The organism is Acidovorax sp. SUPP3334 (assembly GCF_030159055.1).
Taxonomy (GTDB): domain Bacteria; phylum Pseudomonadota; class Gammaproteobacteria; order Burkholderiales; family Burkholderiaceae_C; genus Paracidovorax.
This window is the reverse complement of sequence record NZ_BQXQ01000008.1, coordinates 102,801-126,231: the sequence shown is the minus strand read 5'-3', so window position 1 is coordinate 126,231 and position 23,431 is coordinate 102,801. Positions and strand designations below refer to the sequence as shown.

Here is a 23,431-nt window from a genome sequence, read left to right as displayed (position 1 = left end):
TCTGTCTGAGTCCTTTCAGTCGTACCGCACCGTGTAGATCAGGTCCACCGCGCTTTGTGCGCCGGTCTGGCCGCGCAGCGTCAAGCTCTTGGTCAGGTCGTAGAAGATGTACAGCGTGCCCAAGGCGCCCGAGAGGCTGCGTTCGTAGGTCACGTACAGGTCCTTGGACAGGCGTTTGCCGAAGGTGAGGGCGGCCGCCGAGGCATCCTCGCCCGAGCCCGGGCCTTTGAACCCGATCTCGTCGAGCCCCACGCGCTTGGCGAAGTTGCCGGCGCCGGCATTGCCGTTGCCGCCGAGCAGCGCCAGCGCGGCCTGTTGCAGCAGCGCGGCCTCGGCGCCGCCGGCTGCGCCGCTGCGGCCCAGTACCACCCAGGAGAGTTTTTCGGCATCGGGCAGTTCGGGGTCGGAATAGAGCCGCACGCGCGGCGCCTTGGCCGAGCCGGTGACCTGCACACCGGCACGCACGCTGATGTTGGGCCGGATGGCGAGAATGTCGAGCGCCGGGTTGTCATACGGTCCGTTGAAGCGCGCCAGGCCCGTTTCCACATCGAGCGACTGTCCCCAGGCGCGGTAACGGCCTTCCACGGTGCGCACTTCGCCGGTGACGCGGGGCGGCGCTCCGGCCACGGTGGCGCCGCGGATTTCCAGCTCTCCGGCCAGTCGCGTGGTGATGCCATGGCCCTGCAGCGCGAAGTCGTCGCCCAGGTTCAGGGTGACGGCGATGTCCGGCGGCTTGGCGGCCTCGACACGGCCAGCGGCCTCGCCTGCGCGTTCGGCCTGCTTGACCGTTTCGCGGTCTTTGGCCGCCGAACGCACGACTACGTCGGTGCCCAGGCTGGGCGCACCGGCTTCGGGGAGGATGATGGTCGCGCGGTCGGTCGTGAGCTTGCCGCGCAGCGTGAACTGCCCCTGGCGCAGCCGCGCTTGCAGGTTGCCGGACACGCTGACCTGTCGGTCGGCACGCACCAGCACCTGCAGCGCGCGCGCTTCGGCGTCGAAGTCCATGGCGATGCCGGAGGCCGCGGCGTTCCCGCCTGTGCTCCACGACACGCTGCCTTTGCCGGTGAGGGTTCCGCCGTCCTTCGGGGCTGCGGTGCGATTGCCGCTGAAGCCGGCGATGCGCGCGTTGCTGCCCTGGCCGCCGTTCACGCGAAATTCGGTGATGTCGAGCCGGTCACCGTTCAAGGTGGCGCGCAGTCGCCCGTCCTGCAGGTCCACACCGTCGATGAGCGAGCGCACCGACAACTGGTCGGCGCCCAGCGTTCCGCTCCAGCGGGGGGCGGCGCGATTGCCCGCCAAGGCAACGTTGGCGTCCAGCGTGCCTTTCACGCGCCAGCCCGGTGGTGCGAGCGCGGACCACACGCCCACGTCCGGCAATTGGGCGCGAACGGTAGCGGCCAGCGGGGCATCGGCGGGCCATTGCCAGCCACCGTCGGCACGGGTCAGGCGGGTGCTGCCGTCGGCTTGTACGCGGCCCGCACGCTCGCTGTCCCATTGCACGCTTGCCCGCACGGTGTCGCCCTCGGCCTGCAGTCGTACTTCGGCCTGGCGCACGCCGGCGGGCGTGCCGGGCCCTTCGCTGGCTTGCGCTCGGCCGGCGCCCTGGCCCTGGCCGCTGCTTCGCACCACGGTGGTCGCCGGGGGGGCGCTGCCGGCCAGCACGCGAATGTCGCCGCTGGTGCGCCGCACACTGGCCGTGGCGCGCAGGGTTTCGCCAGCGTCCACGTCCCAGTCACCATCGAACACCAGATTGCCCGCCAGGCCCAGGCGCTGCAGGGCTTCCTGGCCCTGCGGTCCGAACGCTTCGGTCCAGGCCATGGGCAGCCCTTGCAGCCGGCCCTGGGTGCGCAGCGCGATCGCGCCGTTGGCGGTCTGCGCAAAGCGCACGGGCTCCCAGTTCAGCGTGACCTGTCCTGGCGCAGGGCCAGAGACGGTCGCCCCACCGCCGGAGGTTTCCACCTGCAGGCCAGCCGACTGGCGCGTGGTGATCGACAGAGGCTGGTTGAACTGCACCGTCCACGGGCCGGGCAATTGCTCATCGCGAGCCTGGGCGCGCAGTTCGGTGATCTGAGCGCTCCATTGCCCGGGCGCCGTCGTGCCTGCAGTGCCGCGCAAGCGCAGGTCGAGCCGGCGCCGGTCCACGCGCGCTTCAGCGTCCAGCGACAGCGTGGACTGGGCCAACCCGCCCGCCACGTCGGCGCGCACAGCCGTGAGCCGAACAGCGAGGGGCGCGGCAGAGCCGTTGGCGGGCAGCGAGACATCGAAACGCGGCGCAGCTAGCCGGGCCTGCCATTCGAACCGCTCGCCAGTTGCGGCGCGGGCCGTGCCCGCCGCGGCGGGCGAAAGCAAGCCTGCCGCCTGCAATTGCCCCTGCAAGGTTTGCCAGCCGCCGTTCCAGCGCGTGGTGAACTCGGCGTCGCCCTGCATGGCCGCGCCGCGCAGGGCCGTGGCCATGCCGGGCAGCGACTCGATCCAGCGCTGCACGCGCTGGGCGTCGGCCACGCGCAGTTCCAGCTGCCCGTTCCCCGCACGCGGTGCGATCTGGCCGTCCAGCTTGGCGGTGGCGCCGGGCACGGTGGCTTGCAACTGGCCTTTGACCGACAGGTCGGCCGTGCCGATCTGCAGCGACTGTGCGTTGACCTGGGCTTGCAGCGCATCCAGCTGCAGGCGCGCCAGCGTGAGCCGGCTGCCTTGCCAGGTGCCTTCCGTGTTCAGGCGCTCGACGCGCAGCGCCGTACCCGTGCTGGTACCCGTGCCCGCGCGGCGAGGCGCCGCGGCCCCGGTGGCCCGCAGGTCGGCCGAAAAGCGCATGAGCGGGTCGCCATCACCGCCTTCGCTGCGGGCCTGCGCCTGCCCGGCGACGGGCGTTGCGTCGAGCGTGCTGTACAGGGCGCTGGGGCGCACGCCGCGCACTTCGGCGCGGCCTTCCATCGCACGCGTGGCGGGCGTGAAGCGGCCTTGCAGTGCGACGGTGCCGTTGCCGATGCGGGCGGTGGCGTCTGGAATGGTCCATTGCGCTCCATCGAAAGCGACCTGGGCGTCGATGCCCTCCAACGGCAATCTGGCCTGGTCCCAAGGGCCGGGCAGCGCGTTGCGCAGTTGCGCTGCAATGGTCCAGCCGGTGGTGGCTGCGCCGGGGGCGGCCGCTGCCGGGTCCACGCGCATTTGCCCGCTCAACTGGGTGGCGGGCGCCTGGGGCCACAGGGCGCCCAGGTCGAGCGAGGCGACGTCGGCCTTGGCTTGCACCAGCGGCTGCGTTGCCCAGGGCGCGACTTCCGCCTGCACGTCGGCGCGCATCGGCTCGGCGGCCGGCGCCGTGCGGGCCGCAGGCTTGGCAGCCGCTGCTCCGGAAGCTCGGGCAGCGGGAGAACGGGGAGAGGAACGCGCGGCGTTGGCTGCCGGCGTGGAGGCTGCGGGCAGCGGTGCACTCCCTGGCAACGGCGCTGCGGCCTGGGCCTGCAGTTGCGCGGTGATCTGCAGGCGCGCCGCGGCGGTGGCCAGCGTGCCTTTAGCCTCGGCATGGGCTTTGGCTTCGAGGTCGTCTCCACCGCCGGGCGAGGCCGTGCGCACGGTGCCATCGGCCCGCAGTTCCAGCGCCATGGGCGACCGGGCCTGGACGGTGGCCTGGCCCGAGTACAAGCCTTGGGCGAACGCCACGTGATCGACCACCAGACGGTGGTGTGCGCCGTCGTAGCGGTAGCGGCCCGCCAAGCCCTGCGTCGTGACGGGGTTCGGCGCCGCCCAGGTGAGCGAATCCACCTGGAACGGCAGGTCGATGCGCAGCGGCAGCACCAGCGATTCCAGCGGTTGGGTTGGCGCATCAGGCTCGGTGCGGGGCGGGCCCTGTGGGGTGATGCGCACCTCGGCGGCGTGCACTTCGCCCAGCGTCAGCTGGCGCTGAAGCAGCGGTGCGATGCGCCAGGCAATTCGCGCGTCGTTGACTTCCACCGCCAGCGTGGGGCTGCTCCAGCGCAGCCAGCCGATGTGCCCGCCCGCTCGCAGCGAACCGGTCACGTCGCGCGTTTCCAGCCGCTGGTCGGCCGGCAGGTAGCGCGCGGCCCGGTCCAGCGTGCTCGCCAGCGAAGCTTGGCCGCCGGCCCACCACCAGGCTGCGCCGACGATGATCGCGACCAGCGCCAGCAGCGCCGCCAAAGTCCATAGCGCCATGCGCCAGCCGCGCCGGGGGGCGGGAGCAGGGGCCGCTGCGGCGGCGTAAGGGTTGCGAGAGGGGCGGTCTGCCATGGGGTCTGGGGTCTCTCTTGCCGGTCAGAAACTGAAGCCCAGCCGCAGGTGCAGCCGCAGTTGCTTGGCTTGCACGCCATAGGCCACGTCGGCCTGCAGCGGGCCGACCGGGCTGCGCCAGCGCAGACCCGCGCCCACGCCCACGCGCGGGTCCAGGTCGCCCGCGCGGTCTGCCACGGCGCCGGTGTCGATGAACACGGCGCTTTCGAAGTCGGTGCGGTTGCCACGGAACTCGATGGGGCGCTGCCATTCGGCGCTGGCCACGGTCAGGTAGCGGCCGCCATACAGCTGGCCGTTGTTGGTGCGCGCCCCGATCTCGCGGTAGCCGTATCCCCGCACCGTGGTGTCGCCACCGGTCAGGAACAGCGTGGTCACCGGGATCTCGGCGCCACGCCGTGCGATCACCGCGCCGCCCTCGGCGCGCAGGGCCAGGCGGCTGGTGCGGGTCACGCCCTCGCCCATGTCCACGCGGCCCATGGGGTAGAAGGACTGCCACCGCAGGTAGGCGCGCACGAACGGGTCGCGCTCGGGCCGCAGCGTGGTGCCCACGCCCAGCTCGGTGGCCAGGCCGAAGCCCCGCGTGGGGTTGGTGGTGTTGTTGAAGTAGCGGCCCGTCCAGCCGTAGTTCGCGCTGATGGCCGCGCTGGAAGGGGGGGCATCCGTGCCCTGGCTCTTGGCGGTGTCGTGCTGCAGGAAGTAGCTTCGGTCGATGTGGTCGGTGCTCTTGCTGCGGCCGCCGCGCACTCGGGTGCTGTTGACCTCGTAGTCGCCGGTGGTTTCGCGTTGCACCTGTGCGCCGGTGAACCAGCGCCAGCCGTCTTCGCCGGGCAGATCGGTCCAGTCGGTGGACAGCAGTTTGTTTTTGCGGTCCACCGAGACCTTGCTGACTGCGCGCCAACCGATGCCGGGCAGCTTGTTGTGGATGTGGTCCACGCTCAGCCGCGGGCCGCTGTCGGTGGACAGGCCCACGCCGAACACGACTTTCTGCAGCGGTGCCTCGCGCACCTGGGCCACCACGGGCGCCGCCTGCGGATCGGTGCCGTCGGTCTCCAGCGACAGGAACACGGCGTCGTAATAGCCGCTGCTGGCCAGGCGCATCTGGGCATCGAGCAACTGGGTTTCGCTGTAGTCGGCCCCGGTGGGCAGCCGTGCGATGCGCCGTGCGCCGTCGGCGCTGTAGCGTTCGCCGCCTTGCACGCGCAATGCGCCGAAGCGGTAGGGCGGGCCGGGGTCGTACGTCACGCCCAGCTTGGCTTCGTTGCGGTCAGCGTCGATCTCGGCACGGCTCTTGGCGATGCTGGCCGTGGGGTAGCGGCTGGCCTGCAACTGGCGCAGGCCTTGTGATTTGGCGCCGTCCCACGCGTCCTGCGTGAAGGGCTGTCCGGGCGTGAGCGACCAACTGCGCTGAAGGCGCGCACGGCGGTTGGCGAATTTCGGGACATCGGCCTCGGCGCCCGTGAAATCGATGTCGGCACTGGCCACGCGGGTCTGCGGGCCGGGTTCCACTTCCACGGTGATGGTGCGCGGCGCGCCTGCGGCCTCGGGGGGTTCCTGCATCGTGATGGTGAGCGCGGGACTGAAGTAGCCCAGGGTACCCAGCAGTTCGCGGGCATTGGCCTCGGCAGCGCCCAGCAGCCGCGTGATCTCGCTCGACTGCAGGTCGGGCAATTGGCGAAAGCGCTGCAGCTCCATGTGGCGCATGAGGTATTCGCGCACGGCGTCCGGCGCGCGCACCTCCAGCGAAAACGCATCCGGCCCGGTGCCGGCCCCGGCGTCGGACTGGATGGTGTTGTTGTCCACCGTGCCTTCTTTCGCACCGGGCAGCAGGCTGCACCCCTGCAGCGCCACGAGGCTCGAAAGCAGCAACGCCGGCCACAAGGCCGGCGTCGGGAATCGTCTCGAAGAATGGAGGGCGTTGAGGGACACGTAAAAGAGGGCTTTGAAAGGGCAGGCAGGGAAGGGCGGCCAAGCTGCTGCGCCCTGAAGGGCGCGGCAGCAATTGGGGGCACTATGGCCTGAAAAGTGTGCAGTCGCTGTCAGACAGCGGCGCGCGCTGCGCTGCCCGGCCGGGTTATTTGGACAGCAGCCGCATCGTCTCTTCGAGGCCCTTCAGCGACAGCGGGTACATGCGCTGGCCCACGATCTGCTGAATGATGCCGATGCTCTGCCGGTACTGCCACACGCCCTGGGGTTCGGGGTTGATCCATGCGAAGCGGGGAAAGGCGTGGATCAGCCGCTGCAGCCATTCGGCCCCGGCCTCTTCGTTGTTGTATTCCACGCTGCCGCCCGGCTGCAGGATCTCGTACGGACTCATGGTGGCGTCGCCCACGAAGATGAGCTTGTAGTCCTTGTTGTACTTGCGGATGATGTCCCAGGTCGGAAACTTCTCGGCGAAGCGGCGGCGGTTGTTCTTCCACATGAAGTCATACACGCAGTTGTGGAAGTAATAGCACTCCAGGTGCTTGAACTCCGTCTTCACGGCGGAAAAAAGCTCTTCCACGCGCTGCACATGCTCGTCCATCGTGCCGCCGACGTCCATCAGCAGCAGCACCTTCACGTTGTTGTGGCGCTCGGGAATCATCTTGATGTCCAGATACCCCGCGTTCGCCGCCGTGCTGCGGATGGTGTCGGCCAAGTCCAGTTCCATCTCGTGGCCTTCGCGCGCGAACTTGCGCAGCCGCCGCAGTGCGACCTTGATGTTGCGCGTGCCCAGTTCCTGCGTGTCGTCGTAGTCCTTGTAGGCGCGCTGGTCCCACACCTTCACCGCACTCTTGTTCTTGCCGGCGCCCCCGATGCGAACGCCCTGGGGGTTGTAGCCGCCGTGGCCGAACGGGCTGGTGCCGCCCGTGCCGATCCACTTGTTGCCGCCTTCGTGGCGTTCCTTTTGCTCTTCCAGGCGCTTCTTGAGCGTCTCCATCAGCTCGTCCCAGCCCATCTTCTCGATGGCGGCCTTCTGCTCGGGCGTGAGTTCGCGCTCCAGGATCTTGCGCAGCCAGTCGGCAGGAATGTCCTTGCGGAAGTCGGCCACCATCTCCACGCCCTTGAAATAGGCGCCGAAAGCCCGGTCGAACTTGTCGAAGTGCTTCTCGTCCTTCACGAGCACGGTGCGCGCGAGGTGGTAGAAATCGTCCAGGCTCCAGGCATCGTCCGAGTTCGGCCCCACCACGCCGGCCTGCAAGGCTTCCAGCAGCGTGAGGTATTCCTTCACCGACACCGGCAGTTGCCCGGCGCGCAGCGTGTAGAAGAAGTCGATCAGCATGGTTTGAGCCTTTTAGCCTTCCAGCGCTTATTCCAGTAGGGGGTGCTGCTGCAAAAGGTATAGCAACTGGGCGCGCGCTTCCGGCCACTCGCCCGAGCGCATGCTGTACATCACCGTATCGCGGATGGTGCCGTCGCGGCGCAGCGCATGGCCGCGCAGCACGCCGTCCTTCCTGGCGCCCAGGCGCTCGATGGCGCGCTGCGAGGCGAAGTTGTAGTTGTCGGTGCGCCAGCCCACCACGTGGCAGCCCAGCGTGTCGAAGGCGTGGCCCATCATCAGCAGCTTGCAGGTGGTGTTGACGTGCGTGCGCTGCACGCTCTTGGCGTACCAGGTGAAGCCGATCTCCACCCGCTTCACGGCCGGCACGATGTCGTGGTAGCTCGTGGTGCCCAGCACCTTGCCGGTGTCTTCCTGCACCACGGCGAACGCGAACCGGTGGCCCTGCTCGCACCCGGCCAGGGCGGCTTCGATGTAGGCGCGCACATCCTGCGGCTCGGGCACGGAGGTGATGCGCAGCGTCCATAGCGCACCATCGGTGGCCGCAGCGCGCAAGCCCTCTTCATGCGATAGCGCGAGAGGCTCCAGGCGGATGCCACGGTCGCGAAAGGTCACGGGTTCGACGAAAGCCATAAAACCACTCATTCCTTGTCGCGCTGTGCGCGGCTGACGCGCCAGCGCCGCGCCGCTTGCAGGCCGAAGCCGCCGCCCAGGCCGACGAGCGCAATGCCTGCCAGACTGGACGGGCCGTAGCCCGAAGAAAAGATGTCGAAGCCCAGCAGGTGCCCGATCCAGTAGCCTGCGAGCGCGCCGCCCACGAAGCCCACGGCGTCGGACAGGCCTTCCATCAGCAGGCGGCGTGCGCTGCTCATCGGGGGGGGCCTTCATCGGTTCCGCTGGTTCATGAACACCAGCTTCTCGAACAGGCCCACATCCTGTTCATTCTTGAGCAAGGCTCCCACCAGCGGCGGCACGGACACCTTCTGGTCGGCGCTTTGCAAAGCTTCGAGCGGAATGTCTTCGGCCACGAGCAGCTTGAGCCAGTCGATGAGTTCGCTGGTCGATGGCTTTTTCTTGAGGCCCGGCAGGCCGCGCACGTCGTAGAACGTCTTCATCGCCACGGCGAGCAACTCGCTCTTGAGCGTGGGGAAGTGCACGTGGACGATCTTGCGCATCGTCTCGGCTTCGGGGAACTTGATGTAGTGAAAGAAGCAGCGGCGCAGGAAAGCGTCAGGCAGTTCTTTTTCGTTGTTGGACGTGATGAAGACCAGGGGCCGGTGCTTGGCGCGGATGAGCTCGCGCGTCTCGTAGCAGTAGAACTCCATGCGGTCGATCTCGCGCAGCAGGTCGTTCGGGAATTCGATGTCGGCCTTGTCGATCTCGTCGATCAGCAGCGCCACGGGCTGGTCGGCGGTGAAGGCCTGCCAGAGCACGCCTTGCACGATGTAGTTGCGGATGTCCTTCACGCGCTCGCTGCTGTCGGCGTCGCCCAGCTGGCTGTCGCGCAGGCGGCTCACGGCGTCGTACTCATACAGCCCCTGCTGCGCCTTGGTGGTGGACTTGATGTGCCACTGCAACAGCGGCATGCCCAGTTCGCGCGAGACCTCTTCGGCCAGCATCGTCTTGCCTGTGCCGGGCTCGCCCTTGACGAGCAGCGGGCGCTGCAAGGTGATGGCCGCGTTCACGGCGAGCATCAGGTCCTGGGTGGCAACGTAACTCTGTGAGCCTTGGAATTTCATGGGCCGTAAATAGGGTAATCGTTGATAAAAGGCCTGGAAAGGCGCTGGCTATAATCGTTTTCTGCCCGAGCACCGACAAACTTCCACGAGATTGTGCGCGCAAAATGAACAAGAAGTTGACCACGATATTCGCCCTGGCTGTCGCTTGCGTGACCGCAGTTTCGCAGGCCCAGGAGACCAAGGGCGATGCCAAGGCGGGCCAAGGCAAGATCGCCATGTGCATCGGCTGCCACAGCATTCCAGGGTACCAGGCCAGCTTTCCCGAAGTGCACAAGGTGCCCATGATTTCGGGGCAGGGCGAGCGCTACATCACCTCGGCGCTCAATGCCTACAAGAAGGGCGACCGCAAGCATCCGACCATGCGCGGCATTGCCGATTCGCTCACCGACCAGGACATCGCCGATGTGTCCGCCTACTATGCTGCCCAGGTGCGCGAGGGCGCCAACCTGCCTGCCAAGCCCACGCGCGAGCCGAGCGTGCAGGTGGCGCAACTGCTGCAAAAGGGCGCGTGCGTGTCCTGCCATGGAGACAACTTCTCCAAGCCCATCGACCCGTCGTACCCCAAGATTTCCGGCCAGCACGCAGACTACCTTTTCGTGGCGCTGAAAGCGTACAAGGCCGATCCGAACAACACCCATCTGGGCCGCTCCAACGCCATCATGGCGGGCATCGCCAAGCAGTTCACGAACGCCGAACTGAAGGCGCTGGCGGGTTACATCGGCTCGCTCGATGGCGAGTTGCAAGTGGTTCCGCAGTCGCGCTTTCGGTGATGCGTTGACCCGGCCAACCCCCGCGTTGCCTTGCTGGCCCCGCTTTGAGAACCCGCCGTCCGGCGGGTTTTCTTTTGGCCGGTTCATGGCAAGAACGATGGCCCTGCGCGGGCGTTATATTTTGGTCGCGGCACTTCGGGCGTCCGGATGGCGGCGTGCCGGCTGCATCGATCGTTTCATGGACGGTGTTCCGCCGCCGCACTGTTCGTTATTTATTCCAACCTGCATGGCAAGAGGGGTCAACACATGAGCATTTCCATCGCGGGGCACGTGCTGCCCCAGTCTTCCACGTTGTCGGAGTCCGCGCAGGTTGCCCTGTCGTTGATCGATGGCGGCCTGCAATGGCTGCGCTGGGCGACCACTTCGCCCAGTGCGCACTACCATTTCCCCGATGAAGCGGCGCTGGTGAGCGACATCCAGCAAGGCCTTCATGGCTCCGGGCTGGCGCTGCTCCCCGGCCTGGGCCTGACGGTCAGCCCGGCCAAGCTGATGACGCTGGAGCTGAACGATCTGCGGACCCTGGCGCGCGTGGAGGCGGGCGACGCGGACCCTGCGGTGATGGTTCAGGGGCAGCGCATCCTCCGAGAACATCGGCTGCTGACGGCGACGGAGTTCCAGAAGGCGCGGGCATTCCTCGGGTCACTGGGCGTGGCCGAGGCACCGGTGTTTCAAAGCATCGATTTCATCGATGGCGTCGCACTGTGCGAGTTGCCTGGGTTTTCGGTGGGCGGCGCGGTTCCGTCCCCTGCATTGCAGGCAGAGGCCGCGGCGTTCGCGATTCGCCAAGCGCACACACCGCGTGAGTTTGTCGACTACTACCGGATCTATCTCCACCTGGCCAACACCCTGCCAGGCTTGTTGCAGGCCACCCCGGCGCAGCGCGGCACCGCAGCTGAAGTGGCGCTGCAAGCGCTGCTGCCTGCGCTTTTCGGTGCGCTGGAAAGCCTCAGCCTGATGAACGCCGCTGTCTCTTCGCGGGAAGTGAGCCTTGCCATCTCCAACTGGTTGGCACAGGGCCGGCGCCTCGGATTTTCGCGGCTTTCCGAGGGCATTCGCTGCATCGTCGAAGGGGCGCACTACCGCGGCGAAACCGGTGCGGCAGCCGCGAACCTCGTGGAGGCGGCCCTGCAGCAGGCCATGGCGGTGCTGGGGGCCAATCGGCCGGGCGAGGGGGAACTGGGGCAAGACGGTGTGACGCTGACCTTGTCGGCAGGCGCCCAGAACCAGCAGGTCGGCATACGGGTCTCAGGCTCGGGTTTTGTGTCGCTGAGCCGCATCGGCCGTGCGGCCACTCCCGCCGACTGAACACCGATCACCCGGCGCCAGTCCCGAGCGCCGGCACTGCGACGCTTATCCCCGAACGGAACGGTCGAAAAGCTCCAGCGGCGCTGGCCGGCCGAAATAATAGCCCTGGGCCTGGGCGCAGCCCATGGCCCGCAGTTGCCGCGCCTCGCCCTCGGTTTCCACGCCTTCGGCCACCACGGTCACGCCGAACCCTTTCGCGATGTTGAGCACGGCGGTCACGATGGCGGCGTCCTGTGGCGAATGCAGCAGGTTGCGCACGAATCGCTGGTCGATCTTGAGGCAGTCGAACGGCAGCCGGCTCAGATAGGCCAGCGATGAGTACCCGGTGCCGAAATCGTCGATGGCGATCTTCACGCCCAGCGCGCGGATGGCCGCCAGGCGAGCCTGTGTCACGCCGTCGTCCTCGATCAGTACCGATTCGGTCAGCTCCAGCGTGAGGTGGTCCGGCGGCAGCCCGCTGTCGCGCAGCACCTGCTGCAGCGTAGCGGGAAAGTCCGACTGGATGAGCTGGCGGGCGGACACGTTCACATGCAGATCGAAGCTCTCGGGCAATTGGGCCCGCTGGTGCGCGATGGCGTGCGTGGCTGCGCGCAGCACCCAGTCGCCCAGCGCCAGGATGAGGTCGGACTCTTCCGCGATGGGAATGAAAACGCCCGGCGGCACCAGCCCCCGCGAAGGACTGTTCCAACGCACCAGCGCCTCCGCGCCCGTGGCGCGGCCGCTGGCGAGGTCGATCACCGGCTGGTAGTGCACGAGGAACTGGCCTTTCTCCAGCGCCTGGCGCAGTTCGATGGCCAGCCGCGTGCGCTCCATCGACTGCTCGACCATGCAGGGCTCGAACACCACGCACTGGTTGCGGCCGCGGCGCTTGGCCTCGCCCAGGGCGATGCTGCCGTTGCGCAGCCATTCGGCCAGTTGGTCGCCCGCCAGCGACCCCGCCACCACGCCGACCGACGCGTTGAGCATGACCTCGTCCGCACCCGCCGAGAACGGCGTGGAGAAAAGCCCCAGCACCGCTTTGCCGATGGTGTCTTCCGCCACGGCTTCGCCGTCCAGATGCAGCAGCGCGAATTCGTCGCCGCCCAGGCGCGCCATCAGCACCGTGGCCGGCAGGCGCTGGCGCATGCGCTCGGCGATGGCCTGCATCAGTCGGTCGCCCGTGCCGAAGCCCACGCTGTCATTGATGGCGCGAAAAGCGTCCAGCCCCACCAGGCTGAGTACGGCCCAGCGGGGGGACTGCCAGTCGGCCTTCTCCAGCAGGCCGCGCCGGGTGAGCAGGCGGGTGAGCGGGTCGCCCAGCAGCTGCTCGCGCATCTGCAGGAACGATTGCCGCAGCCGGTCGGCCATCTGGTTGAAGGCCTGGATGAGGGTGGTGGTCTCGCGCAGTGCGCTGGTGTGGCGCAGCAGGCCCGGTTCCCAGTCGCCGCGCGACAGGCGGTTGGCGGCCTCGGCCGTGAGCAGGATGGGACGCGCCACGCGCTGCACCACCCACAGGCCCAGCAGCAAACCGAGCAGCGCGATGCCGCTGGCTGCCAGCATGTAGCGGCGGCTGATCACGCGCGTATCGCCCAGCAGGTCGGACTCGGGCAGCAGCACCACGATGCGCCAGTCGATGCCGGGCTGCTGCGTGAACGGGGTCACGCGCGCGAAGTAGCGTTCGCCGTTGTGCTGGAATTGAAACTCCGTCCCCGCGTCGGCTCGCGTGCTCGGCAGGGCTGCCGCAGCGGCACGGATGGGCGCGCTGGCGCTGAGCCCGGCGGTGAGCCGCTCGCGTTCGCCGGTGCGGGAGACGGGCTGTTCCGACAGCACCGAGCCGCCTTCGGACTGTGCGACCAGCCGCTGGTCCACGTCCAGGATGAAGATATGGCCGTGCCCGCGCAAGGGGTCGTCGCGCAGGAAATGGTTGAGGGTGTCGAGCCGCACGTCGGCTTCCATCACGCCCACCATCTGGCCATTGGCGACCACGGCGGAGGCTGCGGAGATGGTCACATCGGCCCGCTCGCCGGCCGTGGTGTAGATGGGGGACCAGCCAGGGTTGCCCGTGCGGGCCACCGGCGCATACCAGGGGCGCACGCGAGGGTCGTAGCCGCGAAACGATGCCGACACCGAATCGGGCGTGCCGCTTTGGTAAACGTGCATCAGCCCTTCGGTGGAGCGGTCCTTCAGGATCAGCCGATAGCTGTCCGCCTCGCGGCGCAGGCCGGTGTAGTCGCCGTCACGGCTGCCGAAGCTCAGCAGGCTGATCTGCCGCTCGTCGCGGTACAGGGCATCGAACACCGCGCGAATGTGTTCGTGAATGGGGCGCATGTCGCCGGGCTGATAAAGGCCATGTCGGCCGATGGCATCGGCGATGTCGCGCTGTATTTCGAAGGGCCGCGAGAGGAACCGCGACAGCCGGTCTTGCGAGGTGTGCATCACCGCGTTCAGCAGCCGCACGCTCTCCTGGTCGATCAGGTGGCCGATCTGCCGCTGCTGGGTGAATGCATGCAGCCCCACGGTGGCGGCGAACAGCACGGCGAAAGGGACGGCAATGGCGGTGCGCAGGGAGATCTGCCACCGGCGCATGTCAGGCCACCCTGTCCGATGCGAGGGCGCTGGCCGGCCCCGGTAAATGGGCGCTCTGGGCTGGAGAAACGACCGCCGCCATGCCGAGCCCGGACTTTGGCGTAGCGGCGGCAAGGAGGTGATCGTTCCAGGGCATGGTGTGCAATGGTGGCGCAGGGGCCGGCATCAGTCCCGGGTTGCGCGCCGCTGTACGCACGCGACATAGGCATCGCCATCGGGCGGGCGGCCGGAGCGCTGGCTTTCCCACAACATCTGCCCCAGGCATTCCATGGCGGCGTGGTGGGCGTCGTGCAGCGAATCCAGGCGCGCGGCGAGCAGTTCCACCGCCTGGCGAATGCCGCGCGGCTGGTCGATGCTGCACTGCTCGCTGATGGACAGGTGCATCGACAGGTGCAAAAAGGGATTGGTGCGGTCCGGCGTCTCGTCGTAATTGCGGGCCAGGGCTGCATCGACATCGGCCAGGTCGGCGTGGTATTCGGGGTGCTCCGCGATCCACAGGCTGGCCAGCGTCTCGATGGCTTCCATGGGCTGGCCGGCCTGGGACTTGGCATACACGGCGCAGAAAAAGCGCCGCACATCGGCTTGGGACGGATTGAACATGTCAGCCAGCGTAGCACGGGCCACGGGGGGGTTGCGCCCTTGCCGCACCGCCCGGCCGCAGGCATTCCGGCATGCGGAGCGCTGCCGGGATCGGCAGGCGTCCGCGCACCCGGGCCGGACGATCTGTCAGAAGGTTTCCCAGTCGTCGTTGTTGTGCTTGCCGCCCGGTGCGGGCGCTGCAGCCGGGGCGCTGGCGGGCTGCGATGCAATGGCGCGTGGCTTCGGTGCGGGTGCCTTGGATGCCTTCGATGCGTTGGGGGCCGCAGCCGTTTTGCCCGCTGCGGGCTTGGGCGCCGCCAAGCGGGTGCGTGCCGGCTGCGCGACCGCCTTCGGGGCGGCTGCGGCAGCGCGTGCGGGCAGAGCGACCGGCTTGCGCATGGAGGCTGGCGACGCTGCGGAGGCCGGTGCGGATGCGGCATAGGCGGACGGAGCGGCTGCAGCACCGCTACCGGGAGCCAGCTTGAAGACGGCTACGGCCTGCACCAATTGGTCGGCCTGCACGCGAAGGCCGGAGGCCGCCGCAGCGCTTTCTTCGACCAGTGCGGCGTTCTGCTGGGTGGCCTGATCCATTTGCACGACGGCTTCGCCGACCTGCGCCACGCCGTCGCTCTGTTCGCGGCTGGCGGCGCTGATTTCGCCCACGATGGCGGTCACGCGGCGGATGGAGGTCACCACTTCCTTCATGGTGTTGCCCGCCTGGTCCACCAGGGCCGTGCCCTGTTCCACGCGCTCCACGCTGGCGCTGATGAGGTCCTTGATCTCCTTGGCCGCATCGGCGGAGCGGCCGGCCAGGCTGCGCACCTCGCTGGCCACCACGGCGAAGCCCCGGCCCTGCTCGCCCGCGCGGGCGGCTTCCACGGCGGCGTTCAGCGCCAGGATGTTGGTCTGGAAGGCGATGCCGTCGATCACGGAGATGATGTCCGCGATCTTGCGTGAACTCTCGTTGATGCCCTTCATGGTGTCCACCACCTGGTTCACCACTTCGCCGCCCTTGACCGCCACTTCGCTGGCGTCCTGGGCCAACTGGTTCGCCTGGCGGGCGTTGTCGGCGTTCTGGCGCACCGTGCTGCCCAGTTCTTCCATCGACGCGGCCGTCTGCTCCAGGGCCGACGCCTGCTGCTCGGTGCGCTGGCTCAGGTCGTTGTTGCCCTGAGAGATTTCGGCACTGGCCGTGGCCACGCTCTCGGCGTTGCCACGCACGGTGCCCACGGTCTGCACGAGGTTGGCCTGCATGCGCTGCAGGGCGGTGAGCAGCGTGCCGGTTTCGTCCCTCGATTGCGCGACGATCGGCACGCTCAGGTTGCCGTCGGCCACGCGATCGGCGGCGTCCACGGCGTCTTGCAGCGGGGCGGTGACAGAGCGCGTGATGAAGAACGCGCAGACCATGCCCATCAAGGCCGCGATGAGCGCCGCGATCCAGACGATCATGCGGGCGCTGAGGTAGGCGGCATGGGCCACCTGGCCGCCTTGCTGCATGTTCTTTTCCTGCAGATCGACCATCTTTCGCAACGTGGCGAGGTAGGTGCCCTGGATGGCGTAGCGCGGTCCGAACAGCAGTTGCTGGCCTTCTTCGTTCTTGTTCTGGAGGCCGAGCGCAGCGACGTCCTGGCTGAAGGCGATGTAGGTCGCGCTTTGGGTCTTGATCTCCTGGATGAGCGCGCGTTCTTCGGGCGTGTCGGCCAGCTTTTCCAGCGTGCCGATGAGCGTGCCGGTGGTCGCGATGTTCTTGTCCAGCGCGGCCTTGTTGGGAGCCATTCCCTTTTCGTCGGCCAGGATGATCAGGTTGCGCACGAGGCGTGCCGTGTCCATGGTCAGGTACGACAGCTGCTGGCTGGCCGCTGCCTTGGGGTACAGGTCGTTGATGAGCTGCTGCGAGGCTTCGTCCTGATCGGCGAGCCGAAAGAGACTGATGCCGGTGATGAGCGCCATCAGTAACAGCACCAGTCCGAAGCCGAGGCCCAGGCGAACGCCCAGTTTGAGATTTTTCATGGGAGTTTCCTGGAATGGGTGCTTGAGCGGTATGCGGAAGCAGCGCAGTACGCCGACTGTTTGTCAGTAATCGTAACCACTAAAGCTGCAGCTTTTCTTAACGGCAGGGAGTTTTCAAAGAGACTTTGGACCGCCTGTGGGGAAAACTCAACAGGTGTAACCAGCACAGGCAGCCAGTCCCGTGGCGAGCGCTCCATGCCTGACAAAAATCCTCTCATTCAGCGGCGGCGCGTGCCCAACGTGCGCGAAATCGCCTCGGCCGCCTTGAGCAACGCGGGCAGCAATTGCGTCTGCATCATTTCCGCGCTGGTGCGGTTGGCCTGGCCGCTGATGTTCAAGGCCGCCACGGTTTCACCGGCGCGGTTGCGCAGCGGCGCCGCGACGGAAATCAGGCCCTCTTCCAGTTCCTGGTTGATGAGGCACCAGCCCTGCGTGCGCGCCTGCCGCACTGCGGCCAGAAGGCGCTCATCGTCCAGCAGGGTGTGGGGTGTCAATGGCCGGCGCGGCAGGTTTTGCAGCAGCGCCATGACCGCGTCGTCCGATTGGCCCGCCAGCAGCACGCGGCCCATCGATGTCCAGAAGGCCGGCAGCCGCGAGCCGACGCCGAGGTTGGTGCTCATGATCTTGTGCGTGTGCACCCGCAGCACATAGACGATGTCCCGGCCGTCCAGCACGGCGGCCGAACACGATTCATGCACATGGTCCACCAGCGCCTCCATCGCCGGCTCGGCCAGGTCCCAGATCGGCATGGACGACAGATAGGCAAAGCCCAGATCGAGGATGCGGGGGGTGAGGCGAAACAGCCGGCCGTCGCTGTCCACGTAACCCAGCGTCTGCAGCGTGAGCAGGATGCGCCGCGCACCGGCGCGGGTGAGGCCGGTGCGGGCCGCCACTTCGCTCAGCGTCTGCTGCGGCGTGGCGGCGCTGAAAGATCGGATCACCTCCAGGCCGCGGGCGAACGACTGCACGTAGCTGTCGCCTGGCCTAGGGTTATCACCGATCTCAGGGGGGCTGTCGCTCATGGGGATTTGGTCCTAAAATTCATTGTACGAACATTTGTTCTTTATACGAACAAATGCCAGGCCGCTCAGGCGCTTTCCGAATTTTCACCTTTTGCACCCCCACCTCCCCATGATCAACAAGATTGCGGATTCCGTGGCCCAGGCCCTCTCGGGCATCCAGGATGGCGCCACCGTGCTCATCGGCGGCTTCGGCACGGCCGGCATTCCCGGCGAACTGATCGATGGTTTGATCGAGCAGGGCGCACGCGACCTCACCGTGGTGAACAACAACGCCGGCAACGCCGACACGGGCCTGGCGGCGCTGCTCAAGGCGGGCCGGGTGCGCAAGATCATCTGCAGCTTTCCACGCCAGGTGGACAGCCACGTGTTCGACGGGCTGTACCGGTCCGGCCAACTGGAGCTGGAACTGGTGCCGCAGGGCAACCTGGCCGAGCGCCTGCGCGCGGCCGGGGCCGGCATCGGCGCCTTCTTCTGTCCGACCGGCTACGGCACCGAGCTCGCCAAGGGCAAGGAGTCGCGCGAGATCGGTGGCAGGCACTACGTGCTGGAGTACCCCATCCACGGCGATGTGGCGCTGATCAAGGCCGAGCGGGGCGACCGCTGGGGCAATCTCACCTACCGCATGTCCGCCCGCAACTTCGGTCCGGTGATGGCCACGGCCGCCAAGCGCACCGTGGCGACGGTGCACGACGTGGTGGAACTGGGCGCGCTCGACCCCGAGGCCATCGTCACGCCGGGCATCTACGTGAGCCATGTGGTGCGGATCGAGCGCGTCGCGACGCAGGCCGGTGGCTTCAAGAAATCGGCATGAAAATGGCATCCAGCGCAACAGTAGAAAGCGTGAATGGCTATCAAAAGCGTAGCAAAGATGAATTGGCCGCCCGCGTGGCGCAAGACATCCACGACGGCGCCTACGTCAACCTGGGCATCGGCCAGCCCACCCTGGTGGCCAACCACATTCCCGCCGGCCGCGAAGTCATCCTGCAAAGCGAGAACGGCATCCTTGGCATGGGCCCCGCGCCCACCCCGGGCCAGGAGGACTACGACCTCATCAACGCCGGCAAGCAGCCCGTGAGCCTGCTGCCGGGCGGCGCGTACTTCCACCATGCCGACAGCTTCGCCATGATGCGCGGCGGCCATCTGGACATCTGCGTCCTGGGGGCCTTTCAGGTGTCCGCCACGGGTGATCTGGCCAACTGGAGCACGGGCGAGCCCGGCGCCATTCCGGCCGTGGGCGGGGCCATGGACCTGGCCATCGGCGCCAAGCAGACGTGGGTGATGATGGATCTGCTCACCAAGCAGGGGCAGTCCAAGATCGTCGCTCAGTGCATCTATCCGCTCACCGGCATCGGCTGCGTCAAGCGCATCTACAGCGACCTGGCCACGCTGGCCTGCACGCCCGAGGGCCTGGTGCTCATCGACGCGGTGCCGGGCCTGGACCACGCCGAACTCGAACGCCTCGTGGGCCTGCCCATCCGGCCGGCACAAGCCTGACACCGGCCGCCGCAGCGCCTTTCCCGACACACACCCTGGAGACAACACCATGACGCAAGCCTTCATCTGCGACGCTATCCGCACGCCCTTCGGCCGTTACGCAGGCGCGCTGTCCAGCGTGCGCACCGACGACCTGGGCGCCATTCCCATCAAGGCGCTGATGGCGCGCAACCCCGGCGTGGACTGGGCGGTGGTGACCGACGTGCTCTACGGCTGCGCCAACCAGGCTGGCGAGGACAACCGCAACGTGGCCCGCATGGCCGCGCTGCTGGCCGGCCTGCCGATCGACGTGCCCGGCGCCACCATCAACCGCCTGTGCGGCTCTGGGCTGGACGCGGTGGGCACCGCCGCGCGCGCCATCAAGGCGGGCGAGGCGGGCCTGATGATCGCGGGCGGCGTGGAGAGCATGAGCCGCGCGCCGTTCGTCATGCCGAAGGCAGAAACCGCCTTCAGCCGCACCAATGCGGTGTACGACACCACCATCGGCTGGCGCTTCGTCAACAAGCTGATGAAGGCGCAGTACGGCGTCGATTCCATGCCCGAAACCGCCGAGAACGTGGCCGACGACTACCGCATCGAGCGCGAGGCGCAAGACCGCATGGCCCTTGCCAGCCAGTTGAAGGCCGTGGCCGCGCAGCAGGCCGGCCACCTGGTCCGCGAGATCACGCCCGTGCACGTGCCGCAGAAGAAGGGTGACCCCATCGTCGTCGACAAGGACGAGCACCCGCGTGAAACCAGCCTGGAGGCGCTGGCCAGCCTCAAGCCCGTGGTGCGCGAAGGCGGCACGGTCACGGCCGGCAACGCCAGCGGCGTGAACGACGGGGCCTGTGCGCTGCTGCTGGCCGATGAGGCCAGAGCCGCCAGGCACGGCCTGACCCCGAAGGCCCGCGTGGTCGGCATGGCCACCGCTGGCGTGGAGCCGCGCGTGATGGGCATCGGCCCGGCACCCGCCACGCAAAAAGTGCTGCAGCTCACCGGCCTCACGCTGGCGCAGATGGACGTGATCGAGCTGAACGAAGCCTTCGCCGCGCAAGGCATCGCCGTGTTGCGCCAGCTGGGCCTGCAGGACGAGGACGAGCGCGTCAACGCCTGGGGCGGCGCCATCGCCCTGGGCCACCCGCTGGGCGCCAGCGGTGCCCGCCTGGCCACCACGGCGGTCAACCGCCTGCACGCCACGGGCGGCCGCTACGCGCTGGCCACCATGTGCATCGGCGTGGGGCAGGGCATTGCCGTCGTGCTGGAACGCGTTTGACGGCGCTGGCCGATACCTTCAAGGAAGCCCTGTGTCCCTCTCTACCGTAACCACTGCCGCTGGCGCCTTCCGTGTGTGCATCGAAGGCCCTGAAGACGCTCCCGCGCTGGTGTTCTCCAACTCGCTGGGCACCACGCTGGACATGTGGGACGCTCAGGCAGCGCAGTTCTCCCGCACGCACCGCGTGCTGCGCTACGACACGCGGGGCCATGGCGGCTCTGCGGTGCCCCAGGGCCCTTACCGGATCGATCAGTTGGGCGGCGATGTCCTGGCCCTGCTGGACGCGCTGGGCATCGAGCGCGCAAGCTTCTGCGGCATCTCCATGGGCGGGCTGACCGGCCTTTGGCTGGGGGTGAACGCACCTGGCCGGCTGAGCGGTCTGGCCGTGGCCAACAGCGCGGCGAAGATCGGCGCGGCCGACGGATGGCTGGCCCGCGCCGCCCTGGTGCGCGAGAAGGGTTCGGCAGGCATGGCCGAACTGGCCGCATCGTCGCCCGCCCGGTGGTTCACGCAGGCCTTCGTCGCCGCGCAGCCCGAGGCGGTGCGCCGCGCGCAAGGCTGGATCGCCGGCATCGCCCCCGAAGGCTATGCCGCGTGCTGCGAAGCCCTGGCGCATGCCGACCTGCGCAGTGCCATCGGTGCCATCGACGTGCCCACGTTGCTGATCGCGGGGGCGTCCGATCCGGTGACCACCGTGGCCGACGCGCAAGCGATGCAGGCCGCGATCCCCGGCGCGCAGCGGGCGGACCTGCCTGCCTCGCACCTTTCCAACCTGGAGGCGCCCGAAGCCTTCGATGCCGCCCTGGCGGCCTTCCTGGCCGCCTGAGCCGATTGCCGCGCGAGACACCCTCCATGGATCAACAGCCTACGAATCCCCGCTGGCGGCACCGCCCCGAAGGCTCCACCTGGGGCGACTTCGGCCCCGACGATCAGTTGGGCCGCCTGAACCTGCTCACGCCCGAGAAGGTGCGCCAGGGCGTGGCCGAAGTGCATGAGGGACTGGCTTTCGCGCTGAGCCTGCCGCTGGACTACCCTGGCGGCAACGCCCTCAACCCCAACCGCTACCCGCCCGTGCTGCGGCCCACGCTGCGCAAGGGCCGCGTCAACTTCAACTGCCTGATGGGCGAGCTGGAGCCCGGCCGCACCGATGTGCTGTCGGACGACCTGGCCATTCTGTATCTGCAGTACTCCACCCAGTGGGACAGCCTGGCCCACGCCGGCTCGATGTTCGATGCCAACGGCGATGGCCTGCCCGAAGCGCTGTACTACAACGGCTACGCGGCGGGGCGCCACATCGTCGGCCCGCACGACGTGCGCGACACGGGCGTGCCGGCCTCGCCCGGTGCGCCGGGGGCGGCCACCAGCACTTCGGCCGCGCATGCCCTGGGCATCGAGGGCATGGCGCGCACGGGCGTGCAGGGCCGCGGCGTGATGATCGATCTGCGCGCGCACCTGGGCGACGCCCGCACGCTCGTCGGCTACGACACGCTGATGCGCGTGATGGATGCCGACGGCGTCACGGTGGAGGCGGGCGACATCGTCTGCCTGCACTCGGGTTTTGCCGACGTGCTGCTGGGCATGCGCCGCAACCCCGAGCCGGCCGTCATGGCGGGTGCCTGCGCCGTGCTGGACGGGCGCGACGAGCGGCTGCTGCAGTGGATCACCGACAGCCAGCTGGCCGCGATCGCCGCCGACAACTACGCGGTGGAGGCGCACCCGGCGCGCCCCGGCCCCGACTGCTGCGCGGCGTTGCCGCTGCACGAGCACTGCCTGTTCAAGCTCGGGGTTCACCTGGGCGAGTTGTGGCATCTCACACCGCTGGCCGAGTGGCTGCGCGCTCGCGGGCGCCACCGGTTCCTGCTGACGGCGCCGCCGCTGAATCTTCCCGGTGCCGTGGGTTCGCCCGTGACGCCGGTCGCCACGGTCTGAGCGCCGACGTTCGTTCCCGGTCACGGTTCGCTGGCGGCGCGCACCGCCCGGGAATCCAACACCGACCCCGCCGGGCGACCGGCATTTGCAATGTGCCGGCCCGCCTGGCACACGGAGACTGCTGTGCCTTTCATCATCGAAACCTTCGACAAGCCTCATCACCAGTCCGTGCGCCAGGCCACGCGCGCAGCGCACCTGGCGTTCCTGGACGAGCACAAGGCCTTGCTGCTGGCCTGCGGCGCCAAGCTCGCTGACGACGGCACCGACCTGGGCGGTGGCCTGTACGTGGTGGACCTGGACACGCGCGAGCAGGCGCAGCGCTTCATCGAGTCCGACCCGTTCCACGCTGCCGGCCTGTTCGAGCGCGTAGTGCTCACGCGCTGGCGCAAAGCCTACGTGGGCGGCGAGTGCCATCTCTGAGCGCCGGCCACTACACCTGCCGTGGCACGTGCCGTTGCGCATGTTCTCGCACCTGCCCGTGCGGTTCCGTTTTTCGATCCATCGCCTTTCGTTTTTCCCGGAGTGACCTTCCATGACCGCCATTTCATCGCGTGAGCGCGTTCTCATCACGGGCGGCGGCGCCGGCATCGGTGCCGCCACGGCCGAGCGGTGCCGCGCCGACGGCTTCGAGCCCGTCATCATCGACCGCGTGGTGGACCACGTGCCGGGCGGCATCCAGGCCGACCTGTCCAACACCGCCGACACCGCGCGGGCGCTGCAGCAGGCGCTGGCGGGTGGGCCCATCACGCGCCTGGTGAACAACGTGGGCATCGTGGTGCCCGCCGAAGCCGCCGAGCAGACCCTGGAGCAGTTCGATCTGGCCGTGGCGCTCAACCTGCGCTGCAGCCTGCAATGCATGCAGGCGCTGCTGCCGGGCATGCAGGCAGCGGGCTTCGGCCGCATCGTGAACATGTCCTCGCGCGCTGCTTTGGGCAAGGAACTGCGCACCGCGTACTCGGCCACCAAGGCCGGCCTGATCGGCATGACCCGCGTGTGGGCGCTGGAACTGGGCCGCCACGGCATCACGGCCAACGCCATCGGCCCCGGGCCCATCCGCACCGATCTGTTCGACCGCGCCAACCCGCCCGACGCGCCGCGCACCCAGGCCATCATCGATTCGGTGCCCGTCAAGCGCGTGGGAACGCCGGACGACGTGGCGCATGCCGTCGCCTATCTGCTCGATGCGCGCAGCGGCTTCGTCACCGGCCAGGTGCTGTACGTCTGCGGCGGCATGACCGTGGGCGTGGCGGGCCTGTAGCGCGCGGCCC

The 23,431-nt window shown here is 68.3% G+C and carries 19 protein-coding genes; 9 read left to right on the top strand and 10 right to left on the bottom strand.

The annotated features are described in order from the left end of the window. Positions 1 to 15: 15 nt before the first annotated feature. The 6 genes from AVHM3334_RS06485 to AVHM3334_RS06460 form a co-directional block, all read right to left on the bottom strand. Positions 16 to 4,242, bottom strand: coding sequence for a translocation/assembly module TamB domain-containing protein (locus AVHM3334_RS06485; protein ID WP_284410672.1), 4,227 nt, complete (start codon positions 4,240 to 4,242; stop codon positions 16 to 18). Positions 4,243 to 4,266: 24 nt separating this feature from the next. Further along, on the bottom strand, positions 4,267 to 6,168 hold the full coding sequence (locus AVHM3334_RS06480; RefSeq protein WP_502869868.1) for an autotransporter assembly complex protein TamA: 1,902 nt from the start codon (positions 6,166 to 6,168) through the stop codon (positions 4,267 to 4,269). 145 nt (positions 6,169 to 6,313) lie between these two features. After that, the gene (locus tag AVHM3334_RS06475; protein WP_284410670.1) at positions 6,314 to 7,501 is read right to left on the bottom strand and encodes a vWA domain-containing protein; all 1,188 of its coding nucleotides are present in this window, start codon (positions 7,499 to 7,501) and stop codon (positions 6,314 to 6,316) included. A 27-nt stretch (positions 7,502 to 7,528) separates the two neighbouring features. Further along, positions 7,529 to 8,131: a GNAT family N-acetyltransferase gene (locus tag AVHM3334_RS06470; protein WP_284410669.1), complete on the bottom strand. Its 603-nt coding sequence runs from the start codon at positions 8,129 to 8,131 to the stop codon at positions 7,529 to 7,531. 8 nt (positions 8,132 to 8,139) lie between these two features. Further along, positions 8,140 to 8,370: a hypothetical protein gene (locus AVHM3334_RS06465; protein WP_284410668.1), complete on the bottom strand. Its 231-nt coding sequence runs from the start codon at positions 8,368 to 8,370 to the stop codon at positions 8,140 to 8,142. A gap of 12 nt (positions 8,371 to 8,382) precedes the next feature. Further along, positions 8,383 to 9,237 (bottom strand): AAA family ATPase, encoded by an 855-nt coding sequence (locus AVHM3334_RS06460; RefSeq protein ID WP_284410667.1) that lies wholly within the window; start codon positions 9,235 to 9,237, stop codon positions 8,383 to 8,385. A 104-nt stretch (positions 9,238 to 9,341) separates the two neighbouring features. Here AVHM3334_RS06460 and AVHM3334_RS06455 point away from each other — a divergent pair, with 104 nt between their 5' ends. Both AVHM3334_RS06455 and AVHM3334_RS06450 read left to right on the top strand, forming a co-directional pair. Further along, positions 9,342 to 10,007 carry a c-type cytochrome gene (locus AVHM3334_RS06455; RefSeq protein WP_284410666.1) on the top strand — a complete coding sequence of 222 codons (666 nt, stop codon included), beginning with the start codon at positions 9,342 to 9,344 and terminating at the stop codon, positions 10,005 to 10,007. Positions 10,008 to 10,253: 246 nt separating this feature from the next. After that, positions 10,254 to 11,312, top strand: a complete 1,059-nt coding sequence (locus tag AVHM3334_RS06450; RefSeq protein ID WP_284410665.1) for a hypothetical protein — start codon at positions 10,254 to 10,256, stop codon at positions 11,310 to 11,312. A gap of 45 nt (positions 11,313 to 11,357) precedes the next feature. On the opposite strand, the gene AVHM3334_RS06445 is transcribed toward AVHM3334_RS06450, so the two are convergent. The 4 genes from AVHM3334_RS06445 to AVHM3334_RS06430 form a co-directional block, all read right to left on the bottom strand. Next, positions 11,358 to 13,877 carry a bifunctional diguanylate cyclase/phosphodiesterase gene (locus AVHM3334_RS06445; RefSeq protein WP_284410664.1) on the bottom strand — a complete coding sequence of 840 codons (2,520 nt, stop codon included), beginning with the start codon at positions 13,875 to 13,877 and terminating at the stop codon, positions 11,358 to 11,360. A 165-nt stretch (positions 13,878 to 14,042) separates the two neighbouring features. Then, entirely contained in the window at positions 14,043 to 14,477 is a 435-nt protein-coding gene (locus AVHM3334_RS06440) for a DUF1841 family protein (protein WP_284410663.1), read from the bottom strand. 126 nt (positions 14,478 to 14,603) lie between these two features. After that, positions 14,604 to 16,466, bottom strand: a complete 1,863-nt coding sequence (locus AVHM3334_RS06435) for a methyl-accepting chemotaxis protein (protein WP_284410662.1) — start codon at positions 16,464 to 16,466, stop codon at positions 14,604 to 14,606. Between the two features lie 218 nt (positions 16,467 to 16,684). Continuing rightward, the gene (locus AVHM3334_RS06430) at positions 16,685 to 17,488 is read right to left on the bottom strand and encodes an IclR family transcriptional regulator domain-containing protein (RefSeq protein WP_284410661.1); all 804 of its coding nucleotides are present in this window, start codon (positions 17,486 to 17,488) and stop codon (positions 16,685 to 16,687) included. A 109-nt stretch (positions 17,489 to 17,597) separates the two neighbouring features. On the opposite strand from AVHM3334_RS06430, the gene AVHM3334_RS06425 reads away from it, so the two are divergent. The 7 genes from AVHM3334_RS06425 (at position 17,598) to AVHM3334_RS06395 (ending at position 23,421) form a co-directional block, all read left to right on the top strand. Next, positions 17,598 to 18,299: a 3-oxoacid CoA-transferase subunit A gene (locus tag AVHM3334_RS06425; protein ID WP_284410660.1), complete on the top strand. Its 702-nt coding sequence runs from the start codon at positions 17,598 to 17,600 to the stop codon at positions 18,297 to 18,299. Between the two features lie 29 nt (positions 18,300 to 18,328). Continuing rightward, on the top strand, positions 18,329 to 18,982 hold the full coding sequence (locus tag AVHM3334_RS06420) for a 3-oxoacid CoA-transferase subunit B (protein ID WP_284410725.1): 654 nt from the start codon (positions 18,329 to 18,331) through the stop codon (positions 18,980 to 18,982). Positions 18,983 to 19,031: 49 nt separating this feature from the next. After that, positions 19,032 to 20,234 carry a 3-oxoadipyl-CoA thiolase gene (gene pcaF / locus AVHM3334_RS06415; protein WP_284410659.1) on the top strand — a complete coding sequence of 401 codons (1,203 nt, stop codon included), beginning with the start codon at positions 19,032 to 19,034 and terminating at the stop codon, positions 20,232 to 20,234. A gap of 31 nt (positions 20,235 to 20,265) precedes the next feature. Then, positions 20,266 to 21,060 (top strand): 3-oxoadipate enol-lactonase, encoded by a 795-nt coding sequence (gene pcaD / locus AVHM3334_RS06410; protein ID WP_284410657.1) that lies wholly within the window; start codon positions 20,266 to 20,268, stop codon positions 21,058 to 21,060. A gap of 26 nt (positions 21,061 to 21,086) precedes the next feature. Further along, entirely contained in the window at positions 21,087 to 22,163 is a 1,077-nt protein-coding gene (locus AVHM3334_RS06405; protein WP_284410654.1) for a cyclase family protein, read from the top strand. A 123-nt stretch (positions 22,164 to 22,286) separates the two neighbouring features. After that, positions 22,287 to 22,583: a YciI family protein gene (locus tag AVHM3334_RS06400; RefSeq protein WP_284410652.1), complete on the top strand. Its 297-nt coding sequence runs from the start codon at positions 22,287 to 22,289 to the stop codon at positions 22,581 to 22,583. Positions 22,584 to 22,695: 112 nt separating this feature from the next. Beyond that, entirely contained in the window at positions 22,696 to 23,421 is a 726-nt protein-coding gene (locus AVHM3334_RS06395) for an SDR family NAD(P)-dependent oxidoreductase (protein WP_284410650.1), read from the top strand. Positions 23,422 to 23,431: the final 10 nt, after the last annotated feature.